The following is a 24741-nucleotide window of genomic DNA, read 5'->3' as shown; positions in this document are numbered from 1 at the left end:
AGACACATTACGCGCAGTTCTAAAATCCATCATCGATGACCAGTTCGACCGACGCGATCTCTCGGCGGGGGTTTCTTTCTGCTGTCACCGGCATTGGGCTGGGTGTAGTGGCAGCAGGCAGTGGTGTATCGGAGGGGGCTGACGCTGACGTTAGCTGGACACAACCCGGAGCAACAGCGGGAAAAACGTCGTGGCTCCCGGAGGGAACTGGACCCACCGGTGAGCTGACGACAGCATGGAGCGTGGGGGAAACCCGCGATGGGAGCAAAACGGAGATTGGGGCGATCGTGAACGGAACGGTGTACGCCGCCGATTCAGCGATCCGGGCATACGACGCAACCGATGGAACCGAACGATGGTCGGTGAAAGCGACGGTCCCGCAATCCGACTACGACGATTCGATGCGCGCCGACATCGCCGTCCCGAGTGTTGTAAACGACATCGTGTTGGCTCCGGTTCGAATCGGTAACGAAAACGAGACCGCACACGCGACAATCGTCGCCGTGGAAGCCGACAGTGGCTCGAAACGATGGCAACTCGGCGTTGATAGTCCAAAGACGTTCTCGCCACTGACAGCATACAGTGATTCGGTGTTCTGCTGTGGGCCAGCGCTCTCTGGGTCCAATCAGTCCTACGTCTATCGAATCGACGCCCAGGGCAGTTCTATCCTCTGGCAAGCACCGATCGATCTCGACACCCCCGGACAGAACACGGCACTGGTTGCCGATGGACGTGTGTTCGTCGCCGAAACCGAAGGCGTGACAGCACTCGATGCACCGAGCGGAAAGGTGCTGTGGGATGCACTACCAGACGTTAACGCCCGCAACGTCCCGGCCGTCTGGAACGACACGCTGATCGTCTGGGAGGCCGCCTATCCCGGTTCGACGCTCATCGCCCTCGATGTCATAACGGGAACGGAGCTGTGGAAAACAGCCTACGGCGGAGAAACCATCGTCGCCGTCGAGGCGATCGACGACGATCGAGTGTATCTCTCGATGAACAACGCAAACACCATCATTGCCCTCGACCGATCGGATGGCTCCGAACTCTGGCGAGAAACGCTCCCGGAGACGCCGCCAACCGATGATCGCTCACCGACTGGACAGGTGCCAACTGCCGGCCTCGCACGGGTGGGATCGCTGTTGTACGCTGGTGGCAGCACGCTCGATCCCACGGACGGAACGATTCGCTCTACCACCGCCATCACCCGGCCCGAAATCGGCGGGCTCGAGCTGGCCGCTGTCGTCGACGAACGGTGTTACTTTCACGGTGGTTCGATGCATGTCCTCGAATCTGTCGATGCTGCAGCTCACACCGACGACTCGAAAGTCACTCCCGACGAAAACACCCCGAATTCAGACACGCCCATTACCCAGCCAAATTCTGCCACGACCGATAGTCGATCTCCCGATAAGCGAACGGAGACGATTCCGGCCACATCGACTGAGGGCGCTGGATTCGGGCTGCTCGGCGGCGCTGTAGCACTCATGCTCGCCGGATGGCGACAGCGAAGTTCCTAAATGATTTAACTGTCCTATTCTAACGACTCTCAACCGTGCCCGATTTACTCTCGTTGTCAGGTCTGCGAACAGAGTTCGACACCGATCGCGGTGTCGTCGAGGCGGTGAACGATATCGACCTCACCATAAAAGCGGGTGAGACCGTCGGACTCGTGGGAGAGAGTGGTTCTGGGAAGTCGGTAACGGCACTCTCTGCGATGGATCTCGTGGACGCACCGGGGGAAGTGACTGCCGGTCAAGTTGCGTTTCACGACTCCGCGACTGTCAGTCGAATCGCGAGAGACTATCCAGAAGCAATCGTCACCGCTCGACACGAAGGATTCATCCACATCAACGACGCGTCGATCGATCCGAACGCCATACCGTCGGGACAGACGCCTCCGGATCGGGCTGATGGACTCGCCTCGATGGCGCGACGCCAGCCCGAAGAGATCATCACTCCGGATTCGGAAGGGGGTTCTCTCTCCATCGATGATGGCTGGATCGATCTGAGCGAAGCGCCCGAAAATCTCCTCCGTGACATCCGGGGGGGCGACATCGGAATGGTGTTCCAGGATCCGATGACGTCGTTGAATCCTGCGCTCACGATCGGCGAACAGATCGCCGAAAGCCTTCGACTCCACCGATACGGCGGCAAACGAAAAGACAACTGGCCAAACGCAATTCTCGAATCGCTCGTTCCCGGACGGATGAGCGAAGAGATTCGAGAAGAAACGATCGAACTGCTCGATGAGGTTGGTATTCCAGAACCCACTCAGCGGGTCGACGAGTATCCACACGAATTCTCCGGAGGAATGCGCCAGCGCGTCCTCGTCGCCATCGCACTGGCGTGTCGACCAAAGCTGTTGATCGCCGATGAGCCAACCACCGCGCTCGATGTCACGATCCAGGCGCAGATCCTGGATCTGATCAAAGATCTTCAGCAGGAAATCGGAATGTCGGTGCTGTTTATTACTCACGACCTCGGTGTCGTGGCCGAAACCTGCGATCGCGTGGCGGTGATGTACGCCGGAGAAATCGTCGAAGAAGGCCCCGTCGAGGAAATCTTCACGAATCCATCGCATCCATACACCTACACGCTGCTAGAATCGATCCCACACGAAGGAACCGATCGGCTCACACCGATCGAGGGCAACGTTCCCGATCTGATAAATATGCCTGACGGGTGTCATTTTGCACCACGATGTCCGTGGTCGAAACCCGAGTGTGAACACGGGGAGATACCCTTCCTCCAGCACGGGAGCGATGAGACCAACCACCGGGCGAAATGCATCCTCCCGGAGTACGACATCTCGCGGTATCAGCCAGAAGGGGTTCGTGCCAGCTCGACGAAAGACGTAGACACGACCGAGGAGCCGTTGATTTCCACACGCGAGCTGACAAAACACTTCTCACAGGAGAGTGGCATTCTCGGTCGGCTCTTCGGTGATGGAACGGTCAAAGCGGTTGATGGAATCGACCTCGACGTGTACGAGGGTGAAACCCTGGGACTCGTTGGTGAGTCGGGCTGTGGAAAGTCCACAACTGGTCGATCGATCATGCGATTGATCGAGCCGACAGACGGCTCAGTGCTGTTCGCAGGCGAGCCACTGGACGATTTGAGCCGATCTGAACTGCGCAAAACACGCCGAGACATGCAGATGATTTTCCAGGATCCGCTGTCGAGTCTCGATCCGCGCCAGACGGTTGGCAAGACGATCGAAGAGCCGTTACAGATCCACGATCGGCCGCGATTCGACATTTCGGCGACTGTCGTCGGTGGAAAACAGATCGATCTCACCGGCTCCGACTCGTTGCTTGGAGAACTCGTCGACCGGGACGACAGCGACATCGCGGTGACGATTCGAAACGACGAAATCGGTTCGCTTGAGATTCGAACGCCGATCCTCTCGGAGGAGGATCTCGACATCGACCTGACCTCAAGTCACCGGGGGCTTACCCTGTCTGTCGAGATCGACCGGGAGAAATGGGACGTTCGCGACCAGCGGATCACAGAGCTGTTGAGTGCTGTCGGGCTCGATCCCACTCAGCGAGATCGTTACCCCCACGAGCTTTCGGGAGGACAGCGCCAGCGCGTTGGGATCGCGCGAGCACTCGCTGTCGATCCGGACTTCATTGTCTGTGATGAGCCAGTGAGCGCGCTCGACGTGAGTGTGCAGGCTCAGATTATCAACCTGCTAGAGGATCTCCAGCAACAGTTCGGGCTCACCTTCCTCTTTATCGCACACGACCTGTCTGTCGTGCGCCACATCAGCGACCGTATCGCGGTGATGTATCTGGGCCAGATCGTCGAGATCGCGCCGACAGATGAGCTGTTCGCCGAGCCGAAGCATCCGTACACTCGGTCGTTGCTGTCTGCAATTCCGGTTCCGGATCCAACGCGTGATACAGACCGGATCATCCTCGAAGGAACTGTCCCGAGCCCCGTCGATCCGCCATCGGGCTGTTCGTTCAGAACCCGTTGTCCGTCGATTATTCCGCCCAATGACATCGACATCTCCCAGGAGGCCTACCGCGAGGTGATGCATTTCCGCCAGCAGGTAAAAGAGCGGGCCATCGATATTGAGGCGATGCAGGAAGTTGCGTACGCCACCGATGGTGGAACCAACGTGGCGAGACCCCAGTCGACTCGACAGGGTGGAGAGGCCTCACCCCAGGAGCTAGTCGATCAACTGTTCGAGACGGCCCTCGGCGGAGAAAACAGAATGACGATCGCCTACGTGATCGAACTCATCAGCAACGGCAAATGGGGCGAAGCCGAAGCGACGCTCGACAACAAGTTTGCCAGCATCTGCGAGCAGTCTGAGCCGGTGTTGCAAAAAGAACCGCACCCGGCAGCCTGTCATCTTTACAACCAACCTGACCACGGCAATAATTAGCGTCAGTTTTCCAATTCGTCAAACTTATAAGAAACCATTCACCCTGTGTGGGTATGGACGTGGATGGCAATCACAGTCGTAGATCATTCCTGAAAGCCACGGGAGGAACGATCGCGGCGGTATCTCTGGCAGGGTGTTCGGGGTCGACAGACGAGAGTGGCGGTACAGACGGGGGTTCCAGTGGTGAGGCGTCGGGAACGATCAACTACGCGCGGGGTGCAGCGACGAAATCGCTCGATCTCCACAAGATCGACGACGGCGAGTCGGTGAAAGTGACGAACCAGATTTACGATAAGCTGGTGCAGTTTGTTCCGGGCAAAAACGAGATCGAGGCAGGGTTGGCCACGGAGTGGGAAACCGAAGGGAAAACGATCACGCTGACGCTTCGCGAGGACGTGACGTTCCACAACGGCGAGGATCTAACGGCGTCAGATTTCGTCGCGACGTACAAACGATTCACCGATCCAGAATACGAATATTACATCGGTGAGGAGGACGCCACGTCGTACGCCGGCAACACGTTCGGAGAGGTCGAAAGTGTCGAGGCGACCGACGAAACGACCGTCACCATCACGACGAAAAAGAAATTCGCCCCAATGTTGCGAAACCTCGCCGTCTTCGCCGCGGGCGTGATGTCCGAAAAAGAGATTGAAACCGGCGAGCAGTTCGACAGCACGGCCGTCGGCACGGGGCCGTTCACGCTCGATGCGTGGCAGAACGAGGGCGAGAAAATCCGGCTGAAGGCCAATCCCGACTACTGGGGAGAAACGCCAAAGTCGGAATTCGTGATCTTCCTTGCCGTGGGTGAAAACTCAACGCGTGTCTCGAAGCTCACGAGCGAAGACATCCACATCATCGACGGTATTGACGCCGAGGGTGCAGACCGGATCGATAAGGCAGACGGCGTCGAGCTGGTCCAGAAAACAGGACTCGTCACGGGCTATATGGCGATGAACCTCGAAAAACGCGAGGAGTTCCGGAACACGAAGGTGCGCCAGGCACTGAACTATGCGGTCGATACGAAGGCGATCGTCGATTCGATCTTCAGGGGCTTTGCCTCCCAGTCGAGTCAGGCCGTCCCACCGGCCGTGCCGGGACACAACGAGGACCTTGATCCGTATCCGTACGATCAACAGCAGGCGACATCCCTGCTCGAGGAGGCCGGATTCGGCGACGGATTCGACTTTACGCTGACCACGTTTACGAATCCGCGCCCGTACATCCCGTCACCGTCACAGGCGGCCCAGAAGGTCCGAACGGATCTGAAAGAAGTCGGCATCAACGTCACGATCGAGAAGAAATCGTGGAACGACTTCCTCAACTACACGATCGCCGGCAAACACGACGCGTGTTTCCTTGGCTGGAACGCCGACAACGGTGATCCGGACAACTTCCTGCGACCGCTGTTGCATCCGGGCATCGAGAGTCCGGACGGACAGGACTGGGCTTCGTTCTCTGCTGAGGGCTACAACGTCTACAACGCGTCTGGGTGGGCCAACCAGGAGTTCATGCAGAAAGTCGAGGAGGCACAGACGATCATCGACGACGACGACGCCCGCATGAAACTCTACAACGAGGCGAATCAGATCTCCCACGACGAAGCGCCGTGGGTGTTCTTAGATCACGCAGACGAACTCCGCGGCGTGAAAGACGCGGTATCGGGCTTTAAGATCGCTCCCGTCGGTGGACCGTTCTTGGATCTCGTTTCCGTGGAGTGAGCTGACAGGGGTTACGAATAGTTGGTTTTTTCAACACTCGACTCTGCCATCGGGTAGATGGCGTCAAAATGGTTCGTTATCAAACGGCTCTTGCTGTTGATACCGGTACTGATCGGTATTTCAACGGTCGTTTTCGCAATTTTGCATCTTGGGGGGAACGATCCGGCCGCCGTGATGGCCGGACAGGGGGCATCACAGGAGCAGATCGAGACGATCCGATCCGAGCTCGGATTCGATGATCCGATCTGGGTCCAGTACACTCGATTTCTAAGCGACGTATCGCAGTTCGACTTCGGAGAATCCTACGTGCTAAAGCCCGGCCAACCGGTATGGGGGTCGATACTTGCGGATAAGCTTCCGGTGACGATCGAGCTCGCGATCTACGGGCAGCTGTTTGGCGTGATGCTCGGCGTGCCACTCGGCGTGTTGAGCGCGATCAAACAGAACTCGCTGACCGATCACATCACACGAATCGGTGCGCTCGCGGGAATCAGCGTGCCGATTTTCTGGAGCGGTCCCCTACTCATTATTCTGTTTGCGAACATTCTGGGCGTGTTACCTGCCAGTAGCCGAATCGACACGCAGTATTTCATCGAGGGGCCGTGGGCGTTCTTTGGCCACGAATTGCCATTAACGGGGTTGATGACGATAGATACGCTGTTGCTTGGCAACATTGACGCGTTTGTCTCCGCGGTCGAACATCTCTTGTTGCCGGCGGCAGTGATGGGGATCTACTCGATGGCGCTGATTTCGCGCATGATGCGATCGTCGATGCTTGAGGTCGTCCGGCAGGACTATATCCGGACTGCACGCGCGAAGGGACAGGGCCAAAAGATCACCATGTTGAAACACGGGCTGAAAAACGCGTTCATCCCGGTGATCACGGTGATCGGGATTCAGTTCGGCACGATGCTCGGTGGTGCCGTGCTGACCGAGACGGTGTTTGGAATCAGTGGGCTTGGAGTCATTCTGGTGAATGCAATCCAGGCCGGGGACTATCCGGTTGTACAGGCGGCGGTGCTCGTGTTTGCCATGCTGTTCACGCTGGTTAACCTCACCGTCGATATCACATACTCGTATCTCGATCCACGAATTCAGCAGTAACAATGAGCACACAAACACAACAACGACGGCGGCGACGGGGGATTCGCGGCTTTATCCATCGGCTCCGACACTCGCGGTTCCTCTCGAATCTGGCGGCAAACCGGCTGGCAATGATCGGGCTGTTGATCATCACGTTGATGGTCGTCATTGCCCTGTACGCCCGAATCTTCATCGGCGGCGTCGGACCGATCGAAGGATATTACGGCGAAATCATGGGCTCAAACCTCTCTGGGAACGCAGATATGGCAAAAGCGCCGCCGAGTCCGAAATATCCGTTCGGTCTCGATGGACAGGCGCGATCTATCTTCCCACGCGTGCTGTTTGGATCGTGGCTCGCGCTGAAATGGGGCACCGTGACGGTTGCTGTCTCGACCGTTCTCGGCGTCAGTTTCGGCGTAATTGCCGCGTATTACAGTGATCTCGTGGACAACGTCGTGATGCGAACAATGGACGTGTTGCTCGCGTTCCCGTCGTTGTTGCTCGCGCTTGCGCTGGTGTCGATTCTCGGAAGCGGTCTGCAGAACGCAGTCGTTGCACTGATACTGGTGTATACGCCCCGATTCGCTCGCGTCGTTCGGGGCGCAGCCCTCGCCGTGCTCGAAGATGAGTACATCGACGCCACGATCGCGATCGGCGCGAAAGACTTTCGGGTGCTCGCTCGCCACGTCGTGCCGAACTGTCTCGCGCCGGTGACCGTCCAGAGCACGCTGAACTTCGGGCTTGCCATCATCGATCTGGCGGCGCTCTCTTTCCTCGGATTTGGTGCCAAAGAAGGCGCGCCTTCCTGGGGAATGATGCTCTCGGCCGGCGTGGAAAACGGGCTGCACTCGGCGTGGTGGTGGCCGTTTTTCCCCGGTCTCGCACTCGCATTGACCGTCCTCGGATTCAACCTTCTCGGTGACGGCATGCGTGATGCACTCGATCCACGAATGCGCGATGCGATCGACTGATGGCTGCAACCAACTGGCTCGAGACTCGAGTCAGAATTGTGGGAGGCAGTCTACTCGCTGGGGTTGCCATCGGCGCGCTCGGTTTGCTCGTCGGGGGGGTCCGATATGACTCCCAGACCGTAACCACACAGCTGTTCGCCGTCGGTGCACTCGTCTTTGGCTTTGGACTGCTCGGCTGGTCCGGCTCGGTGTTGCTGGGACGGTCGATCGAAACGGTCCATCGCCATCTCGATAGAGAAAGTGACTGGACAGAAGCCAGCTCCCGGCGCGCAATGGCCAGAGTTGCCGGCTTCGGTGGCGGGATCATGGGCGCAGTGACCGTCGTCGGACTGTTGTTTGGACCCTGATTTGACGAAACACCAGTCGCTGCGGTGCTCGATCGGGTTCTGGATTGGTGTTAACGGAGCTCGTTTGCCCGAATGCGGATCTGCTCAAGCGACAGTCCGTGGGGGACATCCAGATCCACAAAGCCCGATCCACGCATGTCCGGTCCATTCGAACTGAAATCAACCTTCGCAGCGTCGTTTTCGTACTCGATGTCGGCGACCGACTCGAGGACGCCGTAGACGACGTACGTGTCCGACTGTGTCACTTCAGTCGTAAGCGTCATCATCGATGGCGACTGCTCGATGAGCCGACGCTGATTGGAACCGCTGATGCGCTTATCGAACAGCGATCGTTCAACGCCCCTCGCGCTCACAAATGAACTGGACAGCCCCGGAGCTTTCGTCTGCTGGCGGACATCCGTATACGGACCAAATCCGACTGCGCCGCGAATGTCGATCTGCGTGGAGTCACTCGGACTCCCCGACAGTTCGACTGCGCCCGCATAGCTGGCGTCAATGTCGACCGACAGGGTGGCTTCACCCACCGAGAGCTCGTCGAGATCGATGTGTACCGGTGCCCCAACAACCGAGAGCTGTGATACCGACCCCCAGATGTTCGAATACCGCTTATCAAGCTGGAGAGTTGCCCGATCAAATACCGAATCGCCGGACTGAGTGAACTCGATTCCCGACTGCTGTGACCACTCCGGCAACGACTGTGTCCGACTGGACGACCAGCCGTCGATGGCATCATTAATTGTGAACGTATCGAACTCCCAGCGAGGAGTAAACAGTGGCGTATTTGCTGCCGGTCGATACGACGTGCGACTGTCCGAGACCTCGACACAGTGGGCCGACCCCGTTCCGGAGAGGGCAGCGGTTCCCGCAATTCCTGCCCCAATCGTCCGAAGTGCACTCCGCCGCGTGAAGTTACTTTCCGCCATAGTCGGATAGAAAATATTGCGGCAGTCGTAATAAAGCTAGTTAAGATAAAATGTGTTTTATGAACCCGACTACGAAATATCTCGGATGATTCAACCAAAATCCAGAACAGGTAGAAGGATCAATTAATTATTGCAGTCATGAGTGGACATTCGTGCCAACAGGAGCTTCGAACTCGCCGTCGTGAAAGGCAATCGAGCCACCGACCATGGTCCACTCGGGGAAGATCGCGTCCATTCCTTCGAACGGTGTCCACTCACAGTTCGTGTGGAGCGACTCCGCCCGGATCGGTTCGACGGCATCGAGATCGAAGCAGACAAGATCGGCTTCGTAGCCGGGTTCGATGTGGCCTTTCTCGAGATCGAACAGCTCCGCGGGAGTGCGGGCGGTGAGATCACGAACGGTCTCAATCGAAAGTGGACCGTCCCGTGCAACCGCAAGCAACAGCCCAAGGGCAGTTTCGACGCCAGGAACGCCACTGGGTGCCTCCCAGATGGACGCATCCTTTTCCGCTCGGGTGTGTGGGGCGTGATCGGTGGCTATGATATCGACAGTGCCATCGCACACTCGATCGAAGACGGCCTGTTGTTTCTCTTTCGAACGGAGCGGCGGATTCATCCGACCGTGGGTTCCCAGTCGTGGATAATCCTCCCGACTGAGTAGCATGTGGTGAGGTGTCACTTCACATGTCATTCCGGCTGCAGTGGCAGTATCGATGCCGTCCGGGGTGCTAGTGTGCGCGACGTGAATCGGAGTGTCGTGGGCCGTAGCGAGTGTACAGGCGCGTTCGATCGCCGCCACCTCGGCTCGTGGCGTCCGATAGGCACTCCAGGCGTCGGCGTCAGTTCGGTCGGTCGCCGACTCGTCGAACAGGGATCCATCTTCTGCGTGTACGGTCACGGGAACGTCGTTGGCACTGGCACGCTCGAGGGCGACCTCGAACAGATCGGTGTCGATACCCATGTTGCCGGTCGAATCGGCGAGAAACACCTCACCAAGCGCGAACAGCGGTTTCTCGAACAGCGAGTCTGGATCCCAGTCGTCAGTTACGCCGCCGTTGAGTCCAAAATCGACGTACGAATCCGTCGCACAGGCAGCCTTCTGCTCGAACGCCGGTCCGGAGATCGTCGGAGGGTCGGTATTGGGCTGGTCAACAACGGTGGTGACACCACCGGCCAGGGCACTCTGTGAGCCGGTTTTCCAGGTCTCTTTGTGACCAGCACCCGGTTGGCGAAAATGGACGTGTATGTCGATCATTCCCGGCAGCAACAGCTTTCCGGCAACGTCGCGGACGGTTTCGTCACCGGCAGGGTCGATGCGTGGTTCGACGGCATTGATTCGGCCCGTCCGGTTCACACGAACGTCGCGGCGACGACCATCCGCGAGCGTCGCGTTGGTGATGAGCATGGCCGACAGTACTCCGATGAGAAACTTGACTGCGACGATCCCGTTCAGACGGACTCGATCGTCGGTTCTGTCGTCGTCAGGAGCGCGCGTTCGATCGTCGATCGAACGATTTCTGGGTCGTCTGGTCCACCCGCCTTCGAGACACTGCCGACACTATCTGGATCGAACGGTACCGAAAGCGCATCATAGACGGCAGAAAGCACGGCCGCAATCGCGTCGTGATCGGCAACGAGAAGACAGCCGGCGGTCAGTGCGACACCGTTACTGATCCGTTGAGCGATGCCGACAACCTTGCCCTCGGCCTGGAGCGAGTGGCTTCCTGGACAGAACGACTCTGGTGGTTCGCCTGGCAGGGCGTGCACGCCGAGTTCCCCAAGTCCAACCTGTACGTCGGTACTGATCGTTCGATACCGATCCTGAATGCCCGTTCGATCCTCCACGACGGGTTCCGTCCGGGCGAAGGCTATCGTCGTCCCGGTGTAGGCGACGGCGCGGCCACCAACCGGACGCTCTGCCGGCGGAAAATCCATCTTCGTGGCGATGGCCCGGGCGTCGTCGTATCCAGGACGGCGTCGGTCCCGTCGGCCAAAGGTGAGCTGCCGTGGTGGCTGCCAGACGCGAAGGCCTGGCTCATCGGTCGTGGCGGTGTGCTCGCGGAGACGTCGAGTGATTGCTCGGTCCGCCCCAATCGATTCACCACGCCCCCTGAGCACGCGCATACGCCTGATACCGACCGACGACGCTAAAAGTTCGCGCTCGAACGCTCTGCATGGTAACGCTCGGAGCGAGGGCCCTGGAGCCGTTCGAGCGGTTTTCCAGATACAACTCGCCATATCCGGCCCACGATCGGGGCTGTGCGATCGATCTATACCCACCGGCCGGTGAGCACCTAGCCCACAGCCCCGTTTCCGGCAGGGTAACCGACGTTCGTGAGGTTGCTGGACCAGCCTCTACTGCCGAACCGACACCGGAATTTCTGGTGGTGATCGACACGGGCGCGTGGCTCGCCAGGATACTCCACGTTGAACCGTCCGTCGAACCAGGAATGACCGTGGCCGTTGGCGATCCGATCGGCCAGTACGTGCGCTCTGGGTTCTTCGATCCCTGGGTTGCCCAGCATATCCATCTGGGATTCCGGTCGCACGACGCCAATCCGTATCGGGCGGAGGGCTCAGAACCGATCGATCTCGATGTTGACGTGCAAGCAATCGACTGGGATGGAACGGGAACGGTCATCGAAACCACAGAGACGGCCGCCCGACTGGCTATTGAGAGCGAGCGTCTGGGCTCCGATTCGTTCGTTGGACTCACACTGCAATCGGCCGATGGACAGCGAATGGCGATCGATGGCGGTCTCGCCCATTATTCGAACGGTGGCTGGTGTGGGCTCTCTGCCGAACCGCCTCCTCAAGAGACTCCCGTCTCGTTTCTCGGCCGGCCGATCGGCACGTGTGACGATCGAACGCTGGAGTGGAATACACTCACAGTGGTTGCGAACGGACGGCAGATCACTGGTCTCTCGTGTTTTCTTACGCGGTCAACACCGACGGTGAAGCTCGTCTGTCCCGCACACACGTTCGCCGTCGGAGAGACGGTTAGCGTACAAATTCAGCCGCTGTGACGCTGATCGGTGGGTACAAACCCGCTCGTCTGTGAGAACTGCACATGGAAGAGGAATTTCCGGATGACGTCACGGAAATGGTCGAATCATTCATCGAACAGCACCACGGCTATCTCTCCTGGCTTGGGGTCACCGTCGAGTCGTTTACGCTCGATGGAATGACGATGACAATTCCCTACGACGAGAAGCTCACCAATCCCACGCAGCCCCCAACGATGCACGGCGGGATTGCCGCTACTCTCATCGATACAGCCGGCGGAATCGCGCTGCGACCCCATCTTTCGAATCCCGTGAGCGACGACGTTGCAACGATCAATCTCAACGTGAACTATCTCCGACGGGCAGCGGGCGAGCTCACTGCAACCGCAGAGGTCGTTCGCGTTGGTGGGTCGGTCGGCGTGAGCCGCGTCATTGTCGAGAGTGATACGCCCAATGATGGTGTCCAGCCAGTTGCCGTCGGACAGGGTGCCTATCGGCTCTTTCAGGGCTAACAAATCAGGACGATGACTTGCGAGACAGGTATGAAACGATCCGTTCTCAGGCGAATTCGATGGACTTGAGTGATGTCCGTTCGCCGAACAGCCAGTCGATGTGTTCGAGGGCGTACTCGCGGTGGTGGTCTTCGATCCAGCCGACGGCGTTGTCGATCACGACCGGCCGATAATCCCGAAGCCCCGCGCTGGAGGCCGTGTGCAACACACAAACGTTCGCGAGCGTCCCACAGAAGAGCAGATCATCGATTCCGTGTGACTCAAGAAACCCCTCGAGATCCGTCCGATAGAACGCGTCGTACGTGTGTTTCGTGACGACGTGATCGTCGGCCTCAACGGCCAGCTCATCCACGATATCGGCCTCCCAGCTGTCTTCGAGAACGTGTTCGCCCCATCGGTCGAACTCGTTGTAATAGTGGCTGTCGTCGAACTGCTCAGAAGGGTGCACATCGCGGGTGAACACCACCTGCACGCCGGCCTCTCTGGCGTACTCGACGACATCATGAACTGGATCAATAGCCTCCTCGCTCGCCGGAGCGTACAGGCTCCCATCTGGGTGGCAGAACCCGTTTTGCATGTCCACGACGACGCACGCGGTGGTCGACGGATCGAACTCCATACCAGATGGTTTGGTAGCGGCGTTCAAAACGCTTCTTCCGTGGTTTTTTCCCAGTTGCCGCGTACGGATACGTATGCGAGTCCGTCCGGTTCTGGTGCTGTGTATGGTCGTTCTGGCGGGGTGTACTGCGATGCCATTTGGGGGGCCCGACTCGTCGACCGATTCGAACGACGTGCAGGGTTCGAACGTCTCGACGGAATCCACTGTCGATACCAGCGGACCCATCGGCCGACACAACGGCTACACGGCCGACACGTCGCTTGCCATCGATCCAGACGACGGATTCAATGAATCAGAGCTAAACGCGGCCGTTTCACGGTCGATCGCCAGGATCGAAACGATTCGCGGTGTGAATATCACGGCTGACGTTCCGGTGCGAATCCGATCACGGGAGTCGTTCCGGAACGAACACCAGAGTTCTAACACGACGTCGGCGTTCAGACGGTTCGATAACGCGAAGTTCGAGGCACTGTTTCTGATCGGCGAGGACGAAGATTCGCTCGAAGTACAAGAGGCTAGCCGAGGCTCGAGTGTGCTTGGCTATTACAGCTACGAGAACAAATCGATCGTCATCGTCTCAGACAGCGAGACACCAACGCTGGACGGGGAGGCCACGCTGGCGCACGAACTGACACACGCACTCCAGGATCAGCGGTTCAACCTTTCCTCGTTCGAAAAGCGAACTCGCGACGAATACAACGCAGTCAACGGACTGATCGAGGGCGAGGCAAACGTCGTCCAGCGCCAGTATATGGACCGGTGTGGCACGGAGTGGGACTGTCTCCCAACGGCTAGCGATGAGAGTTCCGGTGAGGGGCCCAGCAACTGGGGCGTCCATCTGTTGAACTACTTCCCGTATGGGGAGGGCGAAGCGCTCGTCTCTGACGTCTACGAACGCGAGGGCTGGGACGGCGTCGATCGCCTCTATGAGAATCCCCCACAGAGTGCGGAGCAGGTGATCCATCCCAGTGCGCTCGGGAGTGACGAGCCGACAGCGGTTGCAATCGAGGATCGCGCGACTGCGGGCTGGCAGCGTGTCAGGCTCAATCCGGAGGCCCGTGGCGCAGACCGCCCCGATCATGCGGTCATGGGTCAGTCCGCACTCACTGCGATGTTCGCACAGACGGGTTTTGATTCGTACAACAACTCGGCCGTGGCCACGCGTAACGATATCATAACCAGAGAGAACGGACAGACGCGGCTCAGCTACAGCCTCCCGATAACCAACGGCTGGGATGGTGACCGGCTCCACGTCTACGAGAAGAATGGACAGACGGGCTACGTCTGGAAGCTCGTCTGGGACGATCAGAAAAACGCCACCCAGTTCGTCGAGAACTACGAACGGCTGCTGTCACACTGGGGTGGCAGTTCAGTTGCGTCAAACACCTGGGTGATTGAGGACGGACCGTTCGCTGATGCCGTATCAATTCGAACGAATGGGTCGACCGTCGTCATCGTGAACGGGCCAACACAGGCGGATCTCACCGCGATCCGTTCCGAAGAGGATGGCTAACGACGGCATTCGAGCGATTGCCCTGGTCGTTCTCCTCGTCTGTGCAGGCTGCTCGTCACTCATACCACAGATGGAGGATATCGGCCGAGAGGGAGGCATAAGCGCCACTGACTCCCTCTCGATCACCGACGGGGACGGCCTGAACGAATCGGAACGCAAACAGGTAGTCCACCGAACGATGGCACGCGTCGAGACGATTCGTGACCTCGAATTCACCGAGGACGTTCCCGTGCGCGTGATTTCACGGGAAACGTACCACAACGAATCTGTCGTGGCACCCATCGCTGGGGGACAGCCGCCCGGGTGGACGAACCAGGTGTGGGAAGCACTCTGGCTCGTGGACGAGCACACCAACGCAAGCGAGGAGATTGATGGCGTCTACGCCAGTGGGGTCCTCGGCTACTACAGCGATGGGCAGATCGTCATCGTCTCCGACAGCGAGACGCCACGCATCGATCCGTACACGCTGGCACACGAACTGACACACGCACTCCAGGATCAGCAGCTCTCGCTTTCCTATTCCACATCGACACTGGACAGCCGGCTCGCCACCAACGGATTGATCGAGGGCGATGCGAACGTCGTCGAAAGCGCGTATCAAAAACGGTGTGAGCAAGAGTGGAACTGTCTCGAACGACCGGACCGGTCGGTCAGCGGTCTCGAGCCGAACGACGGCATCTACGACACCGTCATCATGCCCTACGTGCAGGGCCCACGATTCGTCGGCGCGCTTCGATCTGGTAATGACTGGACGGCCGTGAACCGCGCGTATGATCGCGTCCCCAACAGCACCGAACAGATCATTCATCCAGACGACTACCCCGAAGACCAGCCAGCGTCGGTCAGCCTGGCGGGCAACCCGGACGGAGAGTGGCGTCGGTTCGACACCAATCCACGGGGAGAGACCGTCGGCGAAGCCGCGATCTACACGATGGGACGGACGAACGGTATGATCGGAGCGAACGAAACGACAACGCGAAACTACAGCAGCCAGTTCTCCGATGGCTGGGCCGGTGATCGGCTGGTCCCATTCGAACAGCCCAACGGTGCGAACGGCTACGTCTGGAAGACGGTCTGGGAGTCGCCTGCCGATGCCAAAGCGTTTGAAACGGCATATCGAGTCCTGCTAGAGCGCCATGGCGGCCAACGGGCTGGCGATGGCGTCATTACCGTGCCCGAAGGGCCGTACGCCGACGCGTTTTTACTCGAACGGGAAGGAACCACTGTCAGGGTCGTGAATGGGCCGACGCCACGGGCAGTCTCGGAGCTCGCGACGGTCTCGTGAACGACGGACTAGCGCTTAGGGGATCCTTTTTCCCCCGACCGGCGTAAGAGTGTACATGTTCGATATCATTTCACCTGCGGCGATCCGAGAGGGTCGTGCGACCGACGCCTACTTCGATCGGACGCTCGATGCGCTAACGGGAGCGGGTCGCGATCCACACGTCGTCGCAGAAGTCAGTGCCGACCAGTTTCCAACCGGCACATTCGAGGTACTCGCAGGATTGAACGACGCAGCAGAGCTGCTGGCCACACGCGAGGTGACCGTTTATGCACTCCGAGAGGGGCAACTGTTCGATGGCGGCCCCGTGATGCGAATCGAGGGGCAGTACACCGAGTTTGCCCGGCTGGAGACGGCACTGTTGGGATTTCTCTCTCAGGCAAGTGGGATTGCCACGAACGCGTTGCGGGCACGGCTGGTGGCCCCGGAAACGAACCTCCTGAGTTTCGGTGCGCGGCATGTCCACCCATCGATCGCAGCAGTCGTCGAGCGCTCGGCACTGATCGGTGGGTTCGATGGCTTCTCACACGTGGCGGCCGGAGAGCTTCTCGATCGGGAGCCATCGGGAACGATGCCACACGCGCTCATGCTCTGTTTCGGCGAGCAAGAGCCAGCCTGGGAGGCGTTCGACACCCATGTCGATGACTCCGTCCCGCGGATACTGCTCTGTGACACCTTCGACGACGAGGGCATCGAAGCGATTCGAGCGGCAGAAACCGTCGATCTCGACGGCATCCGACTCGACACCCCACGATCACGGCGCGGCGATTTCCGTGCGATCGTTAATGAAGTCAAATGGCGACTCGATGAAGCTGGTTTCGAAGACGTTGGCGTGTTCCTCTCTGGCGGGCTCACCCCAACGGAGCTCGCGGAGCTACGCGAGCTGGCCGACGGCTTTGGCGTTGGTGAGTATGTGAGTAACGCCACACCGGTTGATTTCTCGCTTGATATCGTATCCGTCGATGGCGAGACGATCGGTAAACGTGGAAAGCTCCCGGGCCCAAAAACTGTCGTTCGAACTAAAGATGGCGAGCACGTCGTCCAACCGGCGACCGAGGCTACTCCCAGCGAGCAGTCGTTGCTCGAACCGCTCGTCGATGACGGCGAAACCGTCCGTACATTCAACATCGACGAGGCCGCGACGCGGGCGCGTGACGACGCATCCCTCGTTGGATTCGAGCCACTCCAGGATGAGCCGTGATCGAACGACTTACCCCCGGCGAAATGCTAACTCCTCTGTGGCAGTGGGTGTTCAGCTGCCGCGCAAGCGAGGAAAGTCCCCCCACCGTCTGGGCAGGTGACCGGGTGCAAGCCCGGGGCGGGAGACCGTCGGCTCTGGAACAGAAACGAGACCACTCTACCGGACCAATGAGGTGTGCGACGCCAGCCCAAACGCTGGTCAGCTAACCCACCGAGGACCGATGGTGGAGAACGGATGGAACGGCGAATCCTCACCGGTGCAAGCCCGTTTCACTATGGTAGCCCGGACACGAAACGGGTGCTCAGCCGAATGCTGGATAGAACAGAAGGGGGCTTACGGCCCACAGCCACGTTCCTTCGATTTTTACTAACTATACTAATAAATTAATATCAGATATCCACTTATAGTTTATAGATTCTTCGTCCGTGAACACTATTACTATTCATTTGGCCGTCTCTAATCAAAAGTGTCTTCTACGGGGTGTCCAATCATCCATCAAATGCGACGCCGTCTCACCATTCTATCCCTCATCGTGATGATGGTTCTCGCGGGCTGTTCCGGTGGAGTAACGAATCCACTCACCGACAGTCCGTCCGATACGGGAACCGCTGGCCCGCACGATGGCGGAGACACAGTTGACAACACCCCACCCACCGGCACTGTGGTAACAGAAGGACCGATTGAAAACGAAACCGAACAGACGGAGACGCCCACCGACACGCCAGCGGACTCGACGGGCGACAAGCCGGTTTCAGAGGACAATCCATGGGGTGAGCGCACGCTCACCGTCGCGATCGACGACCAGATGGACGATGGTCGAGCGTACGAGTCGATCGTCGAAAACGCACTCTCTTACTGGGAAGAAAACAGCGAGAAATATGCGGGCTATCCGATCGAGTATGAGATCGGATCGGACGCAGAAGCTGCAGATCTCGTCATCTCGTTCGTCCCGAATATTGAGTCGTGTAACACCAAGGAGAACGTACAGGGCTGTGCGCCGCTGTACGTTTCAGAAGACCAGATCAAGCGACCGACCAACGTAGAGATCCAGGGGACGTACAACGAGACCTCAACGAAGCTGTTGGTCATCCACGAACTGGGTCACACACTCGGGCTCCGCCACGGTGATGCGCCAAAGCAGATCATGGCCGCGAAATCCGACTTCACCACGATTCCAAAAACCGACGCCCACGAAAAGGATTGGGCCTGGGATCACACGCCGCTCACCGTCGCCGTGGACACGAGTAGTGTCGCACCGCACAAACAGCAGAAAGTCTCCAAACAGGTAGACGCAGCAATCAACTACTACAACAGCAAGGCAGGTAGCCACATTCCTGAACAGGCTTCGTTCAGGCGGGTTGATTCGATGGAGGATGCTGACATCAAAATCACGGTCGATTCGTCGAGTACCTGTTCCCAATCCGGTGACTGCGCACAGCCGTTCGGCTACGACCCTGACCACGACAATCGCCTCGAAAACTACGCGTTCACCGAGATCTCCGTCTCCGATGCGAATCCGGACGCCGTTGGCTGGTATGTCGCCCGACGGATCGGTATTGGAGCGCTGGGATACACCAGTATCGGTGAGTTTCCCACCCCATTGCGCTCTTCACAACCAGAATCCGTCAGGACGTCACGCTGGTGGGAGTAAACCGGACAGTACAGCCCAGACAATCCATTTTTTATTGCCAGTTCAGTTATTAGGTTCGCAACACTTAGGGGTGCAGCCTCTGCAGTATCTGATGTGATTGCGGATCAGCTTGGCTCACTGTCAGCTGTACTCATATCTCTTGGAGCCCTTAGCATCACCGATGCTGTCAAGCACGCCGTTGGACCCGTTGGACTCGGTGTGATATTCGTCTACTCCTTTCTAATCGCCGTTATCCTTCCGTTCCCCGGTGAAATCGTTCTCCTCGCGCCGATCGATCTCGGGCTTCCAAACTGGCTGACAATTGCCTTCATCATTGGTATTAGCAGCCTCGGAAAGGCGCTTGGTAGCATTGTTGCCCTTCAGATCGGCGATCGTGCCACCACCTCTGGGCCAGTGTTGGGAGCGCTAGACCGGCTCGGAATCGACGTGGTGAGTATCTCACAGCGCACGGCCGTTGAGGTTGCCCAGAAATACGGCTATCTCGGGCTCGCAGTGGTGTTATCGATTCCGGGGTTTCCCGACACGCTCTCGATTTATGCCTTCACTGTGATCGAAAAGGATAACCTGAAGTTTGCGATCGCGACGTTCATTGGAAGCGCTGGCCGGCTGGTCATCTGGATTGCAGGGGCCAAAATCGTCTATCTCGTTTTCTGATCCAACACGGTTGTCGAATCGTATCGGCGGCTTTACAGCGATCGACGGCAGAGGACTGGTATGAGCCAGCACCACGAGCCGTTTCCCACGGATCGACCGGCAGTGGTGACCTGTGGGCTGCCCTACGCCAACGGTCCACTCCACATTGGTCATCTCCGTGGGAATCTCGCTGCAGACGTATACGCAAGAGCGCTCGATGCGCTCGGTCAGCCAGTCACCTACGTCTGTGGCTCCGACATGCACGGAACTCCCATTGCGGTGAACGCAGACGAGGAAGGCGTTACACCCGAAGAACTTGCTCTATCGTATCACGAACAGTTCGAGGAGACGTTTGAGCGATTCAACGTTGATTTTGGCTACTATGGACACACACACCAGCCATCGAACGTTGCGCTGACGCAGTCGATCGTCTCCAAACTGGACGACGGTGGCTACGTCACCGAACGCGAGATCGACGTGGCGTGGGACCCACAGGAAGACCAGCCGTTGCCCGATCGGTACGTCGAGGGGATCTGTCCGTACTGTGGGGAAACGGCCCGCGGAGACGAATGTGATGAGGGCTGTGGTCGCCACCTCGAGCCGGGCGAGATTGAATCGCCACGGAGCACGATCACCGGCAATCCGGCGGAGTACCGCACCCGAGAGCACAAGTTCTTCACGCTGTCTGCGTTTCAGGAGTATCTCCAGTCGTTCATCGACCGGCTTGATGGAACGGACAACGCCAGAAACCAGCCCCGCGAGTGGATCGAGGGTGAACTGCAAGACTGGTGTATCACCCGCGATCTCGACTGGGGGATCGACTATCCCGACGAGAGTGGCGACACTGATCTCGTGCTGTACGTGTGGGTTGATGCACCGATCGAGTACATCGCAGCGACCAAGGAGTATTCAGACCAGGTCGGAGCCGACGAGTACGACTGGGAGACCGTCTGGAAAGAGGACGGTGAGATCGTTCACGTGATCGGGCCGGACATCATCCAGCATCACACCGTGTTCTGGCCGGCGATGTTAGATGGCGCTGGATACAACGAGCCGCGTGCTGTCATGGCGTGTGGCTTCGTGACGCTTGCCGGCGCAGGCTTTTCGACCAGCCGAAATCGAGCAGTCTGGGCGAATGAGTATCTCGAAGAAGGGTTCGATCCGGATCTGTTGCGGTACTACCTTGCCACGCAGAGTAGCTTCCAGCAGGATCTGGATTTCTCCTGGGAGCAGTTCCAGGAGCGTATCAACAGCGAACTCATCGGGACGCTCGGCAACTTCGTCTACCGATCGTTGCTGTTTGCACAGCGCAACTACGGTGGGACGCCGGACATAGCGTGTCCGGACGGTGTCACCGAACGGATCGACGAGTCGATCGATGCGTTCGCCGATGGCGTCAACGCCTATTCGGTCCGCGATGTCAGCCAGGTGCCGGTCGAACTCGCACGCTTTGGCAACGAATATATCCAGTCGAACGAGCCCTGGAATCTCGTCGACGAGGACCCAGAGGAGGCAAAGCGGGTGATTCGTGGCTGTGTGCAGCTCGCAAAGGCGATTGCAGTGTTCAGCCATCCAACGACGCCTGGAATCGCCACACGGCTGTTCGAACAGCTCGGTGAGTCGGCGTCCGTCACCGAGAGCAAACTTGAGGACGCACACTCGCCACCGCCCGCATCGTTCGACGAACCGAACGAGCTGTTCGAGCCGATTGAGGACGACCACGTCGAAACGCTTACCGACCGACTCGAAGCAACTACCGACGACGAATCCATGGAGACAGAGACCACCACCGACGAAATTAACGACGACCGCATCAGTTTCGATGAGTTCCAGGCGCTTGATCTGCGTGTTGGCGAAATTCTTGACGCAGAGCCGATCGATGGAGCGGATAAACTCCTCCGACTGACGGTCGATATCGGCACCGAAGAGCGCCAGATCGTCGCCGGGCTCGCCCAGCTACACGACGTGTCCCAGCTTCCTGGCACGCGCGTCGTCATCGTTGCGAATCTCGAAAAAGCCGAGCTGTTCGGCGTCGAATCGAACGGCATGGTGCTCGCTGCTGGTGAGGATGCCGATCTGCTCACCACGCACGAAGACAGCGATCCAGGAACGAAAGTCCAGTAAGGGATCCTGCACATGAATCAGGAGCCCACGGACGACGAGGAGGGGTGGCGGTACACGGTCGAGGAGATCGACGAGCTAAACGAACGCGACAAAAAGCAGTCCAAACTCCAGGCACTGCGAGAAAAAGACCCAGAGCCTGGTCAGCCGACGATCGAAGGGACGATCTTCTTTGGGCTGGGTGTGGCTGCGACGCTCTGGGTGTTTTTGTTGCTGATTGGCGTGGTGTGACCGCGCCCCCGAAGGGTTAACACACCGACACACCAATCGCCACGTATGGCTTCGATCATCCCCCTCCTCCTCGAGGGGCTGCCGTATCCGCTCCCGATTTTGCTCGTGCTGATCGGCACCGGCTTGTTGCTCGCAGAAGCGCTCGCACCCGGTGCACACTTCATCGTCGTCGGGATCGCGCTCTTTCTCGCCGGGCTGGTTGGCGTCGGACTCAATGCGATGGGACTCGGTGCGATCGCAGTGACGCTCGGAATGGGGTTGACCGTGCTCGTTGGCGGAGCACTGACGCTGTATGCCTACCGAGAGTTCGATCTGTATTCCAGTGGCCGCTCGGAATCGACGAGTGACTCCGATGCACTGCGAGGAAAAACCGGACGCGTTACCGAGCGTGTCACCCCGTCCAGCGGCGAAGTCAAACTCCAGAACGGCGGGTTCAATCCAAATTACCAGGCACGGACACTCACGGGCGAAATCCCAGTCGGTGCTGAAGTGATCGTCACCGACCCCGGTGGCGGAAACGTGATTCAGGTCGAATCGCTATCCGTGATCGAAGACGACATCGACGGCGAGCTCGGGCTTGGCTCCACCGGCGAGGAACGCGAACCTGAATCCTCGTAAGAACATTTTTACTCCGCTCGTCGGAACTGTTTATATGCACGCCCTCCCGTTGCAGATCGGTTTGCCTGGTAGCATCCTGGTGCTGGTGGTGCTCAGTTTCTGTGTGTACCAGACCGTCGAAATCGTGAAACCGCACGAACGGCGAGCGCTGTGGGTGCTCGGAGAGTACAAAAAGATACTTGAGCCAGGACTGAACTACGTCCCACCATTTATTTCGATAACCGAATCGATCGACATGCAGCCCCAGACGATCGACGTTCCCCGCCAAGAAGCGATCACCTGGGACGACCGTCCGGTCACTGCTGTCGCAGAAGTAACGATCACTGTTTTCGATGCCGAACGAGCGATCCGTGAGGTCGAAGACCACAAACAGGCTGTCAAGTACCTCTCGATGACGACGCGTCGGGCCGTAATCGGCGACATGGAGCGTGATGACGTGTTGTATGGCGAGCGGATAATCGCCCATCGCATCCAAACGGAGCTCGAAGCACCCCTCAGAGAGTGGGGAATCGACATCGAGAGCGTCACGGTGACTGATGTGAGCCCGAAGGAAAAACGGCACAGTCGGAGCCAAAAACGCAGTGAGAGCAACAGATTGTGAAAACATTCCCGATAGATTACATAGCGAACCCTTTTAATGCCAGTGTACTAAGGCAACCTCATGCAGGCCCTCCTGTTACAATCAGAAATACTTGGGTTCGTGGGAATCGCAGTCCTGTTGTTGTTGATTTTCGCGCTCTGGCAATCGGTCGAGATCGTCAGGGCGTACGAAAAGCGGGCACTGTCCGTGCTTGGGGAGTACCGCAAACTGCTTGAGCCAGGGCTGAACATCGTTCCGCCGTTCGTGTCTGCGACCTACTCGTTCGATATGCGAACACAAACGCTGGACGTGCCCCGCCAGGAAGCGATCACTCGCGACAACTCGCCCGTGACAGCCGACGCCGTCGTCTACATCAAGGTAATGGACGCGAAAAAGGCGTTTCTCGAAGTCGATGACTACAAACGCGCCGTCTCAAATCTCGCACAGACGACACTCCGGGCCGTAATCGGTGACATGGACCTCGATGACACGCTGAACAAACGCCAGGAGATCAACGGCCGCATCAGGGCAGAACTCGACGAGCCGACCGACGAGTGGGGTGTCCGCGTCGAGAGCGTCGAAGTGCGCGAGGTCAACCCAACGCCTGAAGTCCAGCAGGCAATGGAACAACAGACCTCAGCAGAGCGACGCCGACGCGCGATGATTCTCGAAGCACAGGGTGAACGACGCAGTGCCGTCGAAACCGCAGAAGGTGAAAAAGAATCGAACATCATCCGCGCACAGGGTGAAAAACAGGCGCAGATCCTCGAAGCACAGGGTGATGCGCTCTCGACCGTGCTCCGGGCGAAATCTGCGGAATCGATGGGCGAGCGCGCAGTTATCGATAAGGGAATGGAAACGCTCGCAGAGATTGGGCAGGGCGAATCGACAACCTTCTTGCTCCCACAGGAACTCACCTCGCTGGTCGGTCGATACGGTAAACACCTCACCGACAGCGACGTTGCGTTAGACACCGACGACCTCGACAGCCTCGATTTCGACGATGAGACCCGAGAGCTGCTCGGCCTCGACAACATCGAAGAGATACTCGGCCAGATTGATGACACCGCAGAAATCGATGTCGAAGATATGGACGAGCAAGCCCAGGCCATTCGTGAAGGCGACGCCTCACCCGACATCAAAGACACCGACGAAGTGATCGAAGAGATGGACGAACGCGCCGACGTGGAACTAGAAAAAGAATAGTACTGACACGAAACACATCGGTCTGGTCAATTTTTCAAAACGCCCGCAAGCGGTGGAGTAATGGATAAAATCAGCTGAAAATTTCCCCGGTGCTGTCCAGACATCTCCAGACACCTGCACGAAACGAC

The 24741-nt window shown here is 58.3% G+C and carries 22 protein-coding genes and 1 other RNA gene; 19 read left to right on the top strand and 4 right to left on the bottom strand.

Annotation, left to right across the window (positions count from 1 at the left end):
* Window positions 1-35 precede the first annotated feature (35 nt).
* From JXQ78_RS12875 to JXQ78_RS12850, 6 genes are read left to right on the top strand one after another with little or no spacing between them, the layout of a single operon-like run.
* The gene (locus JXQ78_RS12875; protein ID WP_330631170.1) at window positions 36-1520 is read left to right on the top strand and encodes an outer membrane protein assembly factor BamB family protein; all 1485 of its coding nucleotides are present in this window, start codon (window positions 36-38) and stop codon (window positions 1518-1520) included.
* 35 nt (window positions 1521-1555) lie between these two features.
* Window positions 1556-4399: an ABC transporter ATP-binding protein gene (locus JXQ78_RS12870; RefSeq protein ID WP_330631169.1), complete on the top strand. Its 2844-nt coding sequence runs from the start codon at window positions 1556-1558 to the stop codon at window positions 4397-4399.
* Window positions 4400-4452: 53 nt separating this feature from the next.
* The gene (locus JXQ78_RS12865; protein WP_330631168.1) at window positions 4453-6117 is read left to right on the top strand and encodes an ABC transporter substrate-binding protein; all 1665 of its coding nucleotides are present in this window, start codon (window positions 4453-4455) and stop codon (window positions 6115-6117) included.
* A gap of 57 nt (window positions 6118-6174) precedes the next feature.
* Window positions 6175-7221 (top strand): ABC transporter permease, encoded by a 1047-nt coding sequence (locus JXQ78_RS12860; RefSeq protein ID WP_330631167.1) that lies wholly within the window; start codon window positions 6175-6177, stop codon window positions 7219-7221.
* A 2-nt stretch (window positions 7222-7223) separates the two neighbouring features.
* Window positions 7224-8171: an ABC transporter permease gene (locus JXQ78_RS12855; protein ID WP_330631166.1), complete on the top strand. Its 948-nt coding sequence runs from the start codon at window positions 7224-7226 to the stop codon at window positions 8169-8171.
* Complete coding sequence (locus JXQ78_RS12850; RefSeq protein WP_330631165.1) at window positions 8171-8518, top strand: DUF7268 family protein; 348 nt, start codon at window positions 8171-8173, stop codon at window positions 8516-8518. The genes JXQ78_RS12855 and JXQ78_RS12850 overlap by 1 nt, the downstream gene beginning before the upstream one ends.
* Window positions 8519-8568: 50 nt before the next feature.
* On the opposite strand, the gene JXQ78_RS12845 is transcribed toward JXQ78_RS12850, so the two are convergent.
* The 3 genes from JXQ78_RS12845 to JXQ78_RS12835 all read right to left on the bottom strand — a co-directional run bounded on the left by JXQ78_RS12845 (window position 8569) and on the right by JXQ78_RS12835 (window position 11565).
* Window positions 8569-9441: a hypothetical protein gene (locus JXQ78_RS12845; protein ID WP_330631164.1), complete on the bottom strand. Its 873-nt coding sequence runs from the start codon at window positions 9439-9441 to the stop codon at window positions 8569-8571.
* A gap of 136 nt (window positions 9442-9577) precedes the next feature.
* Window positions 9578-10846 carry a dihydroorotase gene (locus tag JXQ78_RS12840; protein ID WP_330631163.1) on the bottom strand — a complete coding sequence of 423 codons (1269 nt, stop codon included), beginning with the start codon at window positions 10844-10846 and terminating at the stop codon, window positions 9578-9580.
* A 44-nt stretch (window positions 10847-10890) separates the two neighbouring features.
* Window positions 10891-11565 (bottom strand): lipoate--protein ligase family protein, encoded by a 675-nt coding sequence (locus tag JXQ78_RS12835; protein WP_330631162.1) that lies wholly within the window; start codon window positions 11563-11565, stop codon window positions 10891-10893.
* Between the two features lie 50 nt (window positions 11566-11615).
* Here JXQ78_RS12835 and JXQ78_RS12830 point away from each other — a divergent pair, with 50 nt between their 5' ends.
* Window positions 11616-12467: a hypothetical protein gene (locus JXQ78_RS12830; RefSeq protein ID WP_330631161.1), complete on the top strand. Its 852-nt coding sequence runs from the start codon at window positions 11616-11618 to the stop codon at window positions 12465-12467.
* A gap of 44 nt (window positions 12468-12511) precedes the next feature.
* A complete protein-coding gene (locus tag JXQ78_RS12825; RefSeq protein WP_330631160.1) occupies window positions 12512-12958 on the top strand; it encodes a PaaI family thioesterase in 447 nt (148 codons plus the stop codon).
* Window positions 12959-13004: 46 nt separating this feature from the next.
* Here the strand turns inward: JXQ78_RS12825 and JXQ78_RS12820 are convergent, their stop codons facing one another.
* Window positions 13005-13577 carry a cysteine hydrolase family protein gene (locus tag JXQ78_RS12820; protein ID WP_330631159.1) on the bottom strand — a complete coding sequence of 191 codons (573 nt, stop codon included), beginning with the start codon at window positions 13575-13577 and terminating at the stop codon, window positions 13005-13007.
* 73 nt (window positions 13578-13650) lie between these two features.
* On the opposite strand from JXQ78_RS12820, the gene JXQ78_RS12815 reads away from it, so the two are divergent.
* The 11 genes from JXQ78_RS12815 to JXQ78_RS12765 all read left to right on the top strand — a co-directional run bounded on the left by JXQ78_RS12815 (window position 13651) and on the right by JXQ78_RS12765 (window position 24613).
* Window positions 13651-15090, top strand: a complete 1440-nt coding sequence (locus JXQ78_RS12815; protein ID WP_330631158.1) for an Hvo_1808 family surface protein — start codon at window positions 13651-13653, stop codon at window positions 15088-15090.
* Complete coding sequence (locus JXQ78_RS12810; RefSeq protein WP_330631157.1) at window positions 15083-16375, top strand: Hvo_1808 family surface protein; 1293 nt, start codon at window positions 15083-15085, stop codon at window positions 16373-16375. Before JXQ78_RS12815 ends, JXQ78_RS12810 begins: the two co-directional genes overlap by 8 nt.
* A 55-nt stretch (window positions 16376-16430) precedes the next feature.
* The gene (locus JXQ78_RS12805; protein ID WP_330631156.1) at window positions 16431-17573 is read left to right on the top strand and encodes a nicotinate phosphoribosyltransferase; all 1143 of its coding nucleotides are present in this window, start codon (window positions 16431-16433) and stop codon (window positions 17571-17573) included.
* Between the two features lie 39 nt (window positions 17574-17612).
* Window positions 17613-17921, top strand: an RNA gene (rnpB, locus tag JXQ78_RS12800) — RNase P RNA component.
* Between the two features lie 151 nt (window positions 17922-18072).
* A complete protein-coding gene (locus JXQ78_RS12795) occupies window positions 18073-19224 on the top strand; it encodes a matrixin family metalloprotease (RefSeq protein WP_330631155.1) in 1152 nt (383 codons plus the stop codon).
* Window positions 19225-19317: 93 nt separating this feature from the next.
* The gene (locus JXQ78_RS12790) at window positions 19318-19878 is read left to right on the top strand and encodes a YqaA family protein (protein ID WP_330631154.1); all 561 of its coding nucleotides are present in this window, start codon (window positions 19318-19320) and stop codon (window positions 19876-19878) included.
* 60 nt (window positions 19879-19938) lie between these two features.
* A complete protein-coding gene (gene metG, locus JXQ78_RS12785) occupies window positions 19939-21981 on the top strand; it encodes a methionine--tRNA ligase (RefSeq protein ID WP_330631153.1) in 2043 nt (680 codons plus the stop codon).
* Between the two features lie 12 nt (window positions 21982-21993).
* On the top strand, window positions 21994-22209 hold the full coding sequence (locus JXQ78_RS12780; RefSeq protein WP_330631152.1) for a DUF7312 domain-containing protein: 216 nt from the start codon (window positions 21994-21996) through the stop codon (window positions 22207-22209).
* 45 nt (window positions 22210-22254) lie between these two features.
* Entirely contained in the window at window positions 22255-22827 is a 573-nt protein-coding gene (locus tag JXQ78_RS12775; RefSeq protein ID WP_330631151.1) for an NfeD family protein, read from the top strand.
* Between the two features lie 34 nt (window positions 22828-22861).
* Window positions 22862-23428, top strand: a complete 567-nt coding sequence (locus JXQ78_RS12770) for an SPFH domain-containing protein (protein WP_330631150.1) — start codon at window positions 22862-22864, stop codon at window positions 23426-23428.
* 60 nt (window positions 23429-23488) lie between these two features.
* Window positions 23489-24613: an SPFH domain-containing protein gene (locus JXQ78_RS12765; protein ID WP_330631149.1), complete on the top strand. Its 1125-nt coding sequence runs from the start codon at window positions 23489-23491 to the stop codon at window positions 24611-24613.
* The last annotated feature ends 128 nt before the right edge of the window (window positions 24614-24741 follow it).

The sequence above is a fragment of the Halocatena halophila genome (assembly GCA_027563145.1).
Taxonomy (GTDB): Archaea; Halobacteriota; Halobacteria; order Halobacteriales; family Haloarculaceae; genus Halocatena; species Halocatena halophila.
Note: the sequence above shows the minus strand (reverse complement) of the source record. Positions and strands in the feature narration are given on the sequence as shown.